This is a genomic window from Rhizobium anhuiense bv. trifolii (genome assembly GCF_024346605.1).
GTDB classification, from domain to species: Bacteria; Pseudomonadota; Alphaproteobacteria; order Rhizobiales; family Rhizobiaceae; genus Rhizobium; species Rhizobium anhuiense.
In genome coordinates, this window is the sequence record NZ_CP098803.1 from 2,387,601 (window position 1) to 2,399,797 (window position 12,197).

Here is a 12,197-nt window from a genome sequence, read left to right on the forward strand (position 1 = left end):
TTCCTGGCGCTCCGCTAAAATTCGGAGCGCCAGCATTGCTGCCGACGAGATGCGAAAGCAGGAACCATGGCCAATATCTCAGTCCCATCGATAACGACGGCCGCAAGGCCGGCAAGAAAAGCCGCAAACAGCAGGAGCTCGGTCGCCCATGACCGGCTGACGGTGCTTTTGATCTTCCTGCCGCCGGCGCTGCTGCTTTTCACCCTCTTCGTCATCATGCCGATGGGCGAGGCGGCCTGGTACAGCCTCTACAAGTGGAATGGTTACGGCACGCCGACGGAGTTCATCGCGCTCCGCAATTTCCAGGTTCTGTTTCGAAATGCGGCTTTCACCCAGGCGCTGGTCAATAACGGCCTGATCATCGTCATCTCGATCTGCATCCAGGTGCCGCTCGCCATTTGGCTGGCGACCATGCTGGCGCATCGCATTCCGGGCGTCGTCGGCTACCGCCTGATCTTCTTCCTGCCCTACGTGCTGGCAGACGTTGCCGCGGGTCTTATCTGGCGCTTCGTCTATGATGGCGATTACGGCCTGTTTGCCGCCGTTTCCAACTTCTTCGGCTTCGCCAACCCCTATGTGCTCGCCGACAAGGATGTGGCGATCTATGCCGTGCTTGGGGTCATCGTCTGGAAATATTTCGGCTTCCACATGATGCTGTTCATCGCCGGCCTGCAATCGGTCGACAAAAGCGTGCTGGAGGCCGCCGAAATCGACGGCGCCACCGGCTGGCAGAAGTTCCGTTACGTCACGCTGCCGCTGCTCGGCTCGACCTTGCGTCTTTCGATCTTCTTTGCCGTCGTCGGCTCGCTGCAGCTCTTCGACATGATCATGCCGCTGACCGGCGGCGGGCCGTCCAACTCCACCCAGACGATGGTCACCTTCCTCTACACCTATGGCGTCATGCGCATGCAGGTCGGCCTCGGCAGCGCCGTCGGTGTCGTGCTCTTCGTCATCTGCGTGACGCTCGCCTTCGGTTACAAAAGGATTTTCATGCGCCATGACTGATATGAGCTCTTCCATCCGCATGAGCACGTCCACGCGCGTCTATCTCTACGTGTCGCTGAGCCTGATTGCCGCAATCGTGCTGGTGCCGCTGCTGACGACCGCACTCGGCGGCTTCAAGACGCTGGGTGACCTGCGCACCAATCCCTTCGGCCTGCCGACGGAGTGGCAATGGGCGAACTATACCGATATTCTTTTCGGTGAGCGCTACTGGCTGCAGATCGGCAATTCGCTGGTGATCGCGTCGCTCACCGTCCTCCTGACGCTGATCGTCTCGTCGATGGCGGCTTTCGCCTTTGCCCATGTCCGGTTTTTCGGATCGTCGTTCCTGCTCAATTATTTCCTGCTCGGCCTGATGTTTCCCGCGGCGACCGCGATCCTGCCGCTCTTCATCCGCATCCGCGATCTCGGCCTGCTCGATACCTATTGGGGCGTGGTGCTGCCGCAGGTGGCCTTCGGCCTTGGCATGAGCATCCTGCTGTTTCGAAACTATTTCCGCAACCTTCCGGAAGAATTGTTTCAGGCGGCCTTCGTCGACGGTTGCGGCTATCTCCGCTTCTTCTGGCATATCTCGCTGCCGCTTTCCCGGCCGATCGTCGCCACCGTCAGCATCATTTCCTTCGTCGGCAGCTGGAACAGCTACATCCTGCCGCTGATCATGCTGAACTCGGAATCGAAATATCCCTGGCCGCTCGGCATCATGGTCTATCGCGGCGAATACGGCACGGAATGGCAGCTGGTGCTGGCCTTCATCACGCTGACCATCCTTCCCACCATCATCGTCTTTTTCGTCGCCCAGAGACACATCATCGCCGGTCTGACAGCCGGCGCCGTCAAGTCCTGAGCCGAACCACCATTGGAGCTGCAATCATGGCATCCGTTGAACTCACCGATATCAGCAAGACCTATGGCGCCGTCGACGTCATCCACGGCATTTCGCTTCATATCGAGGATGGGGAATTCGTCGCCCTCGTCGGGCCGTCCGGTTGCGGGAAATCGACACTGCTGCGGATGATCGCCGGCCTCGAGGAGATCACCGATGGCGAGATCGCGATCGGCGGCAAGGTCGTCAACGCCATGACGCCGCGCGAACGCAACATCGCCATGGTCTTCCAGTCCTATGCGCTCTATCCGCACATGACCGTGGCTGAAAACATGGGCTTCAATCTGAAGCTCGCCGGCGTTGCCAAACCCCAGATCGAGGCCCGGGTGGCCGAGGCCGCCCGCATGCTGGATCTCGCCGAGCTCCTCGACCGCAAGCCGGCCCAGCTTTCCGGCGGCCAGCGCCAGCGTGTCGCCATGGGCCGCGCCGTCGTGCGTAATCCCGCCGTCTTCCTGTTCGACGAGCCGCTCTCCAACCTCGATGCCAAGCTGCGCGTGCAGATGCGCTCGGAAATCAAGACGCTGCACCAGAAGGTCAGGACGACCTCTATCTACGTCACCCACGACCAGATCGAAGCGATGACGCTGGCCGACCGCATCGTCGTGCTCAATCAGGGCAGGGTGGAGCAACAGGGCACGCCGCTCGAACTTTACAGGAAGCCCGCCAATCTCTTCGTCGCCGCCTTCATCGGATCGCCGGCGATGAACATGCTGGACGGCACGGTCGACGGCGAAAACGGTGAACCCGCCGCCCGTCTCGAGGACGGCACGGCAATCCGCATCGCCCCCGACCGCAAGGTCAGACCCGGCCAGGCCATCACCATCGGCCTGCGCCCCGAGCATCTCGTTCCCGGCATATCAGCCGGCACGCCGCTCGCCGGCCGCACGATGCTGGTGGAACCCACCGGCGCCCAGACCCATGTCGTCTTCGACCTCGCCGGCCAGCAGGTGACCGCCATCGTCGACGGCGAATATCCCGCCCGTTACGGCGCCGTCTTCGAGGCGAGTATTACAAGCGATCAGGTGCATGTCTTCGATCGCGGCACGGGTGTGGCGCTGTAGCGAATCCTCGGCCCAGGAGATCGCCGATAGCAGCCCCTTGCACGTTCAATTTGCGCTGATTGTTGGATGATCGGTGCGCACTCCGGCGGATGGCGATCCACCGGAGTGCGGACGGCCGGGACGTCCCGGCCGCCTGCTGCCGCGATATATTATTCCGCCGCAATCCGTTCGACGCCGTTGGCCTGCACGATCTTCTCCAGCAGCGCGAGCTCGTCCGGGGTGAGATCCGTCAGAGGCGGGCGCACAGGCCCCGGATTCTGCCCGAGCACCCGGAGGCCGGCCTTGATGATCGAGACGGCGTATCCCTTCTTGCGGTTGCGCAAGGCGACGAAGGGGAAGAAGAAGCTCTTCAGGATCTCGTCGACGGTCGCCTGATCGCCGGTGCGCAAGGCGCCGTAAAAGCGTTGGGCCAGTGCAGGCACGAAGTTGAAGACCGCGGACGAATAGGTCGTCACGCCGGCGGCAAAATAGGCTTGGGCATAGACCTCGTGGGTCGGCATGCCGCCGACATAAACGAGACGGTCGCCGAGCAGGGTGGTGATCTCGATCACCTTGTCGACATCGCCGACGCCGTCCTTGAAGCCGATCAGGTTCGGGCATTCCTCCGCCAGGCGCGAAATGCTTTCGGCCGAAAGAATGGCGTTGTCGCGGTTATAGACGATGACGCCGATGCCGACCGACTGGCAGACCGCCTTGACGTGGGCAATCAACCCGGCCTGTTCGGCAAACATCAGATAGGGCGGCAACAGCAGCAATCCGTCCGCGCCGGCCTTCTCGGCCGCCTTTGCGATCTCGATCGCCAGCGACGTGCCGTAGCCGGTTCCCGAGATGATCGGCGTCTTGCCCGCCGACGCCTTGGCGGCCCGGACGACCTGTGGAATCTCGGCGGGATTGAGGGAGAAGAACTCACCGGTGCCGCCGGCGGCAAACAGCGCGGCCGCGTCATATCCAGCAAGCCACTCGACATGACGGCGGTACTTGGCTTCGTCGAACTTGAGTTGATCGTCGAAATGCGTCACCGGAAACGAGAGGAGACCACTGCCGACGGCCTTCTTCAATTCAATCGGGTTCATCATGAATTCCTATTCTTGACCTGTTGAAAATAGTCAGGCGCTTTCGAGCGCTTGCAGAAGTGCCGCGATATAGCCGTAGCAGAAGGCAAAGGCGGTGGCGGAAGGGTCCTTGCCGCTGACGGTCGGCACATGGTCCGGCATCAGCATGTATTTGAAGCCGACTTCCTTGTAGATCCTGACCGAGCGAACCATGTCCATGTCGCCCTCATCCGGGAAGGTCTCCATGAAGGAAAGCTTACCGCCGCGAATGTTGCGGAAGTGAACATTGAAGATCTTGCCGCGCTGGCCGAACCATCGAATGATGTCGTCGATCTCTTCGCCCGGATTTTCGAGCATCTCGCCGACTGAGCCCTGGCAGAAATTGAGACCGTGATATGGGTTTTCCCGCATCAGCACGAATTTCTTCAGGCCTTCCACCGTACCCAGCACCCGCGTGACGCCGCGATAGCCCGGCGGCGTATAGGGATCGTGCGGATGGCAGGCGAGCCTGACGCGATTGCTTTCGGCCACCGGAACGACGCGTTCGAGGAAGTAGTCGATCCGCTCCCAGTTTTCGTCTTCGGAGAGAACGCCGGCAAGGCCGGGCGCGGCCTGCTGGTCCGTCTTCTCCCAGCGGAAGCTGGCGTTCAGCGAGCCGCCGCGTCCCGGTTCGTCCGGCGTGCGCGGAATGCCGATCAGATTGAGATTATATTTGACGGCGGGAATGCCGGCCGCCGCGACATTCTCGATCATCTTGCAGACGGCGTCGATCTGTCGGTCGCGATCAGGTCCGGCGAGCAGGATATCGGGATAGGACGCCTTCTCGATCGGCTGCGAGGGCAGGGGCAACTGGATCATGTCAAGGATCAGGCCGAAGCTCTCGACCTTGTCGCGATGCCGCTCGATGTCGGAAAGTGTCCAGCTGCTCGGCTTTCCCGGCGGGTCGGCACTGATATGCTTCACGCCCAGTTGCGCGAAGATGCGATAATCGTCGTCATCCCGCGCGGCCACCTGTGTTCCCAGATACATTTGAGTCTCTCTCGAAATTGCACAATGTCATATGACATAATATGAATTTCGGAGAGTGTCGAGCCCTATTGCTGTTCGGCGAGCATGCGGTAGCGGCGTTGGCTGGCCATCAGATGCGCGCGCATCGCCTGGCGGGCGCGTTCCGGATCCTGATCGGCGATGGCCGACAGGATTTCGACATGTTCGGCATAAACCTTTTGGAGATAGTCGCGGTCATTGGCCTCGGGCAGCGTCGGAAACTGGCCGCGGGGGATGGCTCGGGGGCCGAAATGGCGCAGCACGTCGACATAGAATCGGTTGTTGGTGGCAGCCGCAATCGCCATGTGGAAGGCGTAATCCGCCTCCACGGTCTGCTGTCCGGTTTCGATGAGTTGCGCCATTTTGCGGTTGGCATCGCGGATCGCTGCCTCCTGCTCGGCCGTGCGGCGATAGGCGGCGATTGCGGCCGCTTCACCCTCAGCCGCCATGCGAAACTCCAGCAATTCCAAGGTTTCCGGGATGCTTTTGATTTCCACCGGCGTCAGTGACAGGACCGAATGCGCCTTCGGATCCGCGACAAAGACGCCTTTGCCCTGGATCGGCTTGACGAAGCCCGCGGCCCTCAGATCGGCAATCGCCTCGCGCACTACGGTGCGGCTGACGCCGAATGTCGATTCGAGCTGCGGCTCGGTCGGCAGCTGGTCGCCGACCCGCAGCTTCCCCGTCTCGATTTGTGCCCGCAGTTGATCGATGACCTGCTGCGCCAGTCTTTGCCGACCACGGCCGAGTGTTGTCATAGTCCGTTCCCCAATCCCTCTGCATCAAGTCTCCCGCTCGGGTCTTGCAAATCATATCAGACTTCGATAAATCATAATACGACATACGGGCGACATAATATGTCTCTTATAGTAGTCTAGGGAGGACTGACAATGAAGCATTTTTCTAAGGGCTTGTTCGTCGGCGCCGTGATCGGCGCCCTGACGATATCAGCACCGCAGCTATACGCCGCCACGCCGAAGGACCAGCTGGTGATCGGGACATCGCTGGCGCAGGTTCTGTCCCTCGACCCGCATCAGGCGACCGAGGGAAAAGCGGTCGAGATCATGTCGAATCTCTACGACCGGCTGGTCAACAGCACGCCGGATGGCAAGATCGTGCCGCAGCTGGCCGAAAGCTGGAAAGTTGACGACAAGGGCATCACCTTCACGTTGCGCCAAGCCAATTTCGCCACCGGCAATCCGGTAACGTCAAAAGATGTCGTCTATTCGCTGGGACGGCTCTTGAAGCTCGACCAGGCAGCCGCCGCCAACCTCAAGCGCATCGGCTATGACAAGGACAATATCGACAAGCTCGTCACGGCAGTCGACGACAAGACGGTCCGCGTCGATTTTTCCGGCCAGGTGACGGCCGAGATGCTGCTCTACCGGCTCACGACCTCGACCACCAGCGTCGTCGATAGCGTCGAAGTGCAGAAGCATGTCGCCGACAATGACTGGGGAAATGCCTGGATGCGCACGCATTCGGCCGGCTCCGGTCCGTTCACGCTCAATCGCTGGTCTCCGAACGAACTTGTTATTCTCGACGCCAACAAGGATTATGTGGCCGGCGCGCCGAAGATGAAGCGCGTCATCGTTCGGCATGTTCCGGAAAGCCAGGTCGAACGGCTGATGCTCGAACGCGGCGATATCGATATCGCCAGCGCGCTGACCGCATCCGATCTCGCGACCTTCAAGGACAAGCAGGGCTTTACGATCCAGCGGATTCCGACAGGCGGATTCTACGTGCTGTCGATGAATGCCGGCAACCAATACCTTTCCAACCCCAAGGTCCGCGAGGCCATTGCCTACGGCATCGACTATAAGGGCATCGAGAAGACGATCATGGGTCCTTACGGGCGGGCGAGAAACGTTCCCGTTCCGGAGAATTTCGAATATGCGATCGCCAATCCCGATTGGCATCTCGACGTCGAAAAGTCCAAGCAACTGTTGGCCGAAGCGGGGTTCAAGGACGGATTCTCGCTGACGCTGAAGACGATCGCGCAGACGCCGCGCATCGATCTTGCCACGGCCATCCAGGCATCGCTTGCCCAGGTCGGCATCAAGATCGATATCCAGCAGGGCAACGGCTCGGAAATCATCGCCGCCCACCGCGCCCGGGATTTCGATCTGCTGATCCCGCAGACGAGCGCCTATATGCCGAACGTGCTCGGCTCGATGGAGCAGTTCTCGTCCAATCCCGACAACTCGAAGGAAGCCAACAATGCCGGCAACTTCGTCTGGCGTTCGGCCTGGGACATTCCCGAACTGACGGCCCTGACCGCCAAGGCATCGATGGAGCCGGACCCGAAGAAGCGCGGCGAACTCTACGTGCAGATGCAGAAGATGTTCGTCGAACAGAAGCCGGCCGTGCTGCCGATGTTCGAGCGCTTCGAGCCGATCGTCCTGTCGAGCAAGGTCCAGGGATATATCGGGCATCCGACCCAGCTGACGCGTCTCGAGAACGTCACGAAGTCTGAAACCCAGTAATACTCCCGAGGCAGCCGATCATGAAGGAACTCTCCGTAGCCGAATTTGGCCGACGCCTGGCGCATTTGCTGGTCAGCCTGTTCATCCTCTTATGTGTGACCTTCGTGATCGGCCGCATCCTGCCCACCGATCCGGTCGGCGCGATCGTCGGCGAGCTCGCCGATCCCGCCGCTTATGCGGCGATGCGGGCGCGTCTCGGTCTCGATCTGCCGATCTACCAGCAGTTTTTCCTCTATCTGAACGGGTTGGCGCATGGTGATTTCGGCACCGCCGTCCTCACCGGCAATCCCGTCTCTTCGGACCTGGCCCAGGCGTTTCCGGCGACATTCGAACTGGCGACGCTGGCGGTAATCATCTCCACTTTCGTCGGCGTCCCGCTCGGACTGGTCGCCGCACTGTTTCGCGACAGCTTCATCGACAAGACGGCCCGCGTGCTTGCGCTCGTCGGTCATTCGATCCCGGTCTTCTGGTTCGGCATCGTCGGGCTCGTCATCTTCTATGCGGGCCTCAATTGGGTCGGCGGGCCGGGCAGGATCGATGTCTTCTACGAAGGCCTCGTGACGCCACAAACCGGGCTGTTGCTGGTCGACAGCCTGCTGCAGGGCGAGACGGAAATCTTCTGGAATGCACTCGGCCATATCATTCTTCCCGCCATCATCCTTGCCTATGCGGCCATGGCCTACATCACCCGCATGACACGCAGCTTCACCCTGGAACAGTTGAGCCAGGATTATGTCATCGCCGCCCGTGCCAAGGGTGTGAGCCCCTTGGGCACGATCTGGCATCACGTCCTGCCGAACATTGCCGTGCAGCTGATCACCATCCTGGCCATTTCCTATGGTGGGCTGCTCGAAGGCGCTGTTGTCACCGAGATCGTCTTCTCCTGGCCCGGCATTGGCCAGTACATGACGAACGCGCTGATGATCGGCGACATGAACGCCGTCGTCGCCGGCACCATTATCGTTGGATTCATTTTCATGCTGTTGAACTTCTTCGCCGACGTCGCTTATGCCGTGTTTGATCCCCGTATGAGGGAGGCGGCCCGATGAGCGACGTTATCCGCAGCGAGATTCAGATCCGCCCTCCCAGTGTGTCGAGCCGCATGGCGGCGTCGCTGGCGCGCGCCGGCCGCAAACTGGCCCACGAGCCGCTTGGCCTTGCGGGGTTCGTCATCCTCGGTCTTCTCTGCTTCATCGCGATCTTCGCGCCGCTTCTGGCGCCTTATGATCCGGCCATACAGGCGCTGGGCGATGCCCTGCAGCCGCCGAGCCTTGCGCATCTCGCAGGCACCGACGAATTCGGTCGCGATATTCTGAGCCGCCTCATCTTCGGCACGCGCATCACCATCCAGACCGTGCTTTCCATCTCCTTGATCGTCGGGCCGATCGGCCTGTTGATCGGCGTCGTTGCCGGTTTCTTCGGCGGACGCGTCGATGCGCTGCTGATGCGCGCCACCGATATCGTTCTCTCTTTCCCGTCGCTGATCCTGGCTCTGGCTTTTGCCGCGGCACTTGGCGCCGGCTTGACCACGGCCATCATCGCGATCTCGCTGACCGCATGGCCGCCGATTGCCAGGCTTGCGCGCGCCGAGGCCCTTGTCGTCAGAAACGCCGACTATGTGGTTGCCGCCCGCCTTTATGGCGCCTCGCCGATCCGCATTCTTTTCCTCTATATCGCGCCGATGTGCGTGCCCTCCGTCATCGTTCGCCTGACGCTCAACATGGCGGGCATCATCCTGACGGCGGCGTCACTCGGCTTCCTCGGTCTTGGCGCCCAGCCGCCGGCCCCGGAATGGGGTGCGATGATCTCCAGCGGCCGCAAGTTCATGCTCGATTATTGGTGGGTCGCCGTCATGCCGGGTATCGCCATCCTGCTCACCAGCCTTGCCTTCAACATCGCCGGAGATGCTCTGCGCGACATTCTGGATCCCCGCCATGCAAGATCGTGATCAAAAGCCCGTTCTTTCCGTCAAGGGGCTGAATGTCCGTTTCGGGCGAGGCGCCGTGCCCGCCGTTTCCAATGTCAGTTTCGACGTCGGCCGTGAGCGTGTCGGCATCGTCGGCGAATCCGGTTCCGGCAAATCGACGACGGGTCGCGCCATCATGCGTCTTCTGCCGCCGGCCGCGGTGGTCTCTGCCGAACGCCTGGATCTTGCCGGCAGTCCTTTGCTGTCAAAGACCGAGCGTCAGATGGGCGCGCTTCGCGGCAAGGATATCGCACTGATCATGCAGGATCCGCGCTATTCGCTGAACCCGGTGCTCTCGATCGGCAAGCAGATCGCCGAAGCCGCACGCCTTCACCTCGGCCTTCACAAGAAACAGGCGTTTGAGGCCGCCCGCGCCATGCTCGAACGCGTGCGCATCAGCGATCCCGATCGGGTGATGGCGCTTTATCCCCACCAGATATCGGGCGGCATGGGCCAGCGGGTGATGATCGCCATGATGTTGCTGGCGCGGCCGAAGCTCGTCATCGCCGACGAACCGACCTCGGCTCTCGATGTCAGCGTCCGCAAGGACGTGCTGCTGCTGCTCGACGAACTGGTGCGCGAGAACAATTCCGGACTGCTGCTGATCAGCCACGACATTCGCATGGTGGCCGCCTTTTGCGAGCGCATCATCGTCATGTATGCCGGCCGGATCGTCGAAACCCTGACCAGCCTTGAGGACGCCCGCCACCCCTATACCCGCGGGCTGATAGCAGCGCTGCCCGACCCGAAGAACCCGGTTCGCCGGCTTGCTGTTCTCGACAGGGCGAAACTCGATCTGGAGACGGCGCAATGATCAATGTGCGTGACCTCGATGTCGTCTTTACTTCCGGCAAATCAAGCAACCATGTCGTCAGGGGCATCAGTTTTCAGGTCGGCCAGGGGGAGACGCTCGGCATTGTCGGTGAATCCGGATGCGGCAAATCGACGGTGCTGCGCTGCCTCGCCGGGATGGAGTCCGGTTGGACCGGTCACATCGAGCTTGGCGGAAAACCGATCGGAAGAAAGCGCTCCCGCGAGGAGCTGAAATTCGCCCAGATGGTCTTTCAGGACCCTTACGGATCCCTACATCCGCGCCATCGCATCGGCACCGCGCTCGCCGAGCCGCTACGCGCCATGGGGCATTCCGATATCTGGTCGAAGGTCGAAAAAGCACTGGTCCAGGTCGGCCTGCCGGCGAGCTTCGCCAATCGTTTTCCGCACGAACTTTCCGGCGGCCAGAGGCAACGCGTGGCGATCGCCCGGGCGCTGATCCTGTCGCCGCCCATCCTGCTGCTCGACGAGCCGACATCGGCGCTCGACGTCTCGATCCAGGCCGAAATCCTCAACCTGCTTGCCGATCAGCGCGAGGAAAAGGAGCTGACTTATCTGCTTGTCAGCCACGACCTCGCGGTCATCGCTCATATGTGCGATCGGGTGCTGATCATGAAGAACGGCTGTTTCGTCGACGAGCTCACCAAAGCCGATCTGCAGGCCGGCGTCACCCATGATGCTTATGCACGGGAACTGTTCGAGGCGAGCTTCATCGAGGCTTGATATCCTTAAACGTGGTGTGAGTTCAGCGATCCTCCGTTGCGACATGGGCGCGGTTGACCGCCGCAACACTGCCCCTTTCCACGAGATGGCAGGCGAGCTCGACGCGGCGGCGTGGCGTCGCAAGGCCGAGCATCATGTCGCGCAGCAGATCGAGCGCGGTGGCGCCGAGTTCACGCATCGGAATATGCACCGTCGAGAGCGGTGGATTGAGAAAGGCTGACTGCGGCAGGTCGTCGATGCCCATGACGGAGATGTCCTTCGGCACGGCATAACCCATCGCCTGCAAGCCGCGCACGGCGCCGTTGGCGAGACTGTCGCCCGCCGTCAGGACGGCGGTGAAGGAGAGACCTTTCTCGCGGACAAGACGGGTAATCGCCTCGGCGCCGAGGTCCGGCAGCCAGTCGTCGACTTCGAGCACCATATCCGCGTCGGCCTTCAGCCCATGAAGCTGCAGGGCATCGCGCCATCCCTCCAGGCGCCGCTCGATCGTCCGCCGTCCCGGCCGCAGCATGAAGAGAATACGTTCATGCCCGGCCTCGATCAGCCGTTCGGCGGCGATGAAGGCGGCCGAGCGGTTGCAGGGCGTAACACTCGAAAGCCGCATATAGGGATCGTCGCTGTTGACGAGCACGACGGGCTTTCCGAGATCGGCGGCTGCCGCCAGCATGTCCTCTTCGTCGACGGTCAGGATCAGCATGCCGCCGAAACTCGGATCATCGCGCATCTCGGCGACGACGCGCGCTTCATCCCCCTTGTCGGCGATCGGGCGCATCGAAAGCTCGATGCCGAGGGCGGCCGCACGCACATTCAACCCTTCGAGCACGTAGAGCGTAAACTGGTTGCGGACATAGTCGATCATTGCCGCACCGGAGGCGACGAGCATGACCTTCTTGCCGGCCACGCTGGCCGGCAAGGCGTAGCTGACCGCACTTGCCGTTTCCAGCACCAGCTTGCGAATGTCAGGCCTGACGCCCTTCTCACCGGCCAGCGCCCGCGACACCGTGCTGATCGACACGCCGCATTTGGCGGCGATGTCGTCGAGGCGCGTACGCCTGGCTTTTTTCGGTTCCCCTGTCATCTCATCTCCTCGCTCCTTCGCCATCATGCAAAAATCTTTCAGATTGCGCAAATGGAATGCCTATGCAC

The 12,197-nt window shown here is 61.4% G+C and carries 12 protein-coding genes; 8 read left to right on the forward strand and 4 right to left on the reverse strand.

The genetic code is table 11. The annotated features are described in order from the left end of the window. Positions 1-66: 66 nt before the first annotated feature. Genes NE851_RS20545 through NE851_RS20555 form a run of 3 tightly spaced genes read left to right on the forward strand, consistent with a single transcriptional unit; the run spans position 67 to position 2,946 of the window. Complete coding sequence (locus NE851_RS20545; RefSeq protein ID WP_047615059.1) at positions 67-1,005, forward strand: carbohydrate ABC transporter permease; 939 nt, start codon at positions 67-69, stop codon at positions 1,003-1,005. Continuing rightward, the gene (locus NE851_RS20550; RefSeq protein WP_003539503.1) at positions 998-1,846 is read left to right on the forward strand and encodes a carbohydrate ABC transporter permease; all 849 of its coding nucleotides are present in this window, start codon (positions 998-1,000) and stop codon (positions 1,844-1,846) included. The genes NE851_RS20545 and NE851_RS20550 overlap by 8 nt, the downstream gene beginning before the upstream one ends. A 26-nt stretch (positions 1,847-1,872) precedes the next feature. Then, entirely contained in the window at positions 1,873-2,946 is a 1,074-nt protein-coding gene (locus NE851_RS20555) for an ABC transporter ATP-binding protein (protein ID WP_097623139.1), read from the forward strand. Between the two features lie 149 nt (positions 2,947-3,095). Here NE851_RS20555 and kdgD read toward each other — a convergent pair whose 3' ends face one another. From kdgD to NE851_RS20570, 3 genes are all read right to left on the reverse strand, one after another. Then, positions 3,096-4,022, reverse strand: a complete 927-nt coding sequence (gene kdgD, locus NE851_RS20560; protein WP_028758110.1) for a 5-dehydro-4-deoxyglucarate dehydratase — start codon at positions 4,020-4,022, stop codon at positions 3,096-3,098. 30 nt (positions 4,023-4,052) lie between these two features. Next, on the reverse strand, positions 4,053-5,027 hold the full coding sequence (locus tag NE851_RS20565; RefSeq protein WP_028758111.1) for a mannonate dehydratase: 975 nt from the start codon (positions 5,025-5,027) through the stop codon (positions 4,053-4,055). Between the two features lie 65 nt (positions 5,028-5,092). Beyond that, positions 5,093-5,803, reverse strand: coding sequence for a FadR/GntR family transcriptional regulator (locus tag NE851_RS20570; RefSeq protein ID WP_097623140.1), 711 nt, complete (start codon positions 5,801-5,803; stop codon positions 5,093-5,095). A gap of 132 nt (positions 5,804-5,935) precedes the next feature. On the opposite strand from NE851_RS20570, the gene NE851_RS20575 reads away from it, so the two are divergent. Genes NE851_RS20575 through NE851_RS20595 form a run of 5 tightly spaced genes read left to right on the forward strand, consistent with a single transcriptional unit; the run spans position 5,936 to position 11,051 of the window. Then, the gene (locus NE851_RS20575; protein ID WP_028758113.1) at positions 5,936-7,531 is read left to right on the forward strand and encodes an ABC transporter substrate-binding protein; all 1,596 of its coding nucleotides are present in this window, start codon (positions 5,936-5,938) and stop codon (positions 7,529-7,531) included. A 20-nt stretch (positions 7,532-7,551) separates the two neighbouring features. Continuing rightward, entirely contained in the window at positions 7,552-8,580 is a 1,029-nt protein-coding gene (locus NE851_RS20580) for an ABC transporter permease (RefSeq protein WP_028758114.1), read from the forward strand. Next, entirely contained in the window at positions 8,577-9,479 is a 903-nt protein-coding gene (locus tag NE851_RS20585) for an ABC transporter permease (protein WP_028758115.1), read from the forward strand. Before NE851_RS20580 ends, NE851_RS20585 begins: the two co-directional genes overlap by 4 nt. Continuing rightward, positions 9,466-10,311, forward strand: a complete 846-nt coding sequence (locus NE851_RS20590; protein WP_028758116.1) for an ABC transporter ATP-binding protein — start codon at positions 9,466-9,468, stop codon at positions 10,309-10,311. The genes NE851_RS20585 and NE851_RS20590 overlap by 14 nt, the downstream gene beginning before the upstream one ends. After that, positions 10,308-11,051 carry an ABC transporter ATP-binding protein gene (locus NE851_RS20595; protein ID WP_047615069.1) on the forward strand — a complete coding sequence of 248 codons (744 nt, stop codon included), beginning with the start codon at positions 10,308-10,310 and terminating at the stop codon, positions 11,049-11,051. Before NE851_RS20590 ends, NE851_RS20595 begins: the two co-directional genes overlap by 4 nt. Before the next feature lie 22 nt (positions 11,052-11,073). On the opposite strand, the gene NE851_RS20600 is transcribed toward NE851_RS20595, so the two are convergent. After that, complete coding sequence (locus tag NE851_RS20600; protein ID WP_097623141.1) at positions 11,074-12,129, reverse strand: LacI family DNA-binding transcriptional regulator; 1,056 nt, start codon at positions 12,127-12,129, stop codon at positions 11,074-11,076. Positions 12,130-12,197: the final 68 nt, after the last annotated feature.

Coding starts and splice junctions, on each gene's coding strand:
- NE851_RS20545 (WP_047615059.1), top strand. CDS start 67: ATGGCCAATATCTCAGTCCCATCGATAACGACGGCCGCAAGGCCGGCA.
- NE851_RS20550 (WP_003539503.1), top strand. CDS start 998: ATGACTGATATGAGCTCTTCCATCCGCATGAGCACGTCCACGCGCGTC.
- NE851_RS20555 (WP_097623139.1), top strand. CDS start 1,873: ATGGCATCCGTTGAACTCACCGATATCAGCAAGACCTATGGCGCCGTC.
- kdgD (WP_028758110.1), bottom strand. CDS start 4,022: ATGATGAACCCGATTGAATTGAAGAAGGCCGTCGGCAGTGGTCTCCTC.
- NE851_RS20565 (WP_028758111.1), bottom strand. CDS start 5,027: ATGTATCTGGGAACACAGGTGGCCGCGCGGGATGACGACGATTATCGC.
- NE851_RS20570 (WP_097623140.1), bottom strand. CDS start 5,803: ATGACAACACTCGGCCGTGGTCGGCAAAGACTGGCGCAGCAGGTCATC.
- NE851_RS20575 (WP_028758113.1), top strand. CDS start 5,936: ATGAAGCATTTTTCTAAGGGCTTGTTCGTCGGCGCCGTGATCGGCGCC.
- NE851_RS20580 (WP_028758114.1), top strand. CDS start 7,552: ATGAAGGAACTCTCCGTAGCCGAATTTGGCCGACGCCTGGCGCATTTG.
- NE851_RS20585 (WP_028758115.1), top strand. CDS start 8,577: ATGAGCGACGTTATCCGCAGCGAGATTCAGATCCGCCCTCCCAGTGTG.
- NE851_RS20590 (WP_028758116.1), top strand. CDS start 9,466: ATGCAAGATCGTGATCAAAAGCCCGTTCTTTCCGTCAAGGGGCTGAAT.
- NE851_RS20595 (WP_047615069.1), top strand. CDS start 10,308: ATGATCAATGTGCGTGACCTCGATGTCGTCTTTACTTCCGGCAAATCA.
- NE851_RS20600 (WP_097623141.1), bottom strand. CDS start 12,129: ATGACAGGGGAACCGAAAAAAGCCAGGCGTACGCGCCTCGACGACATC.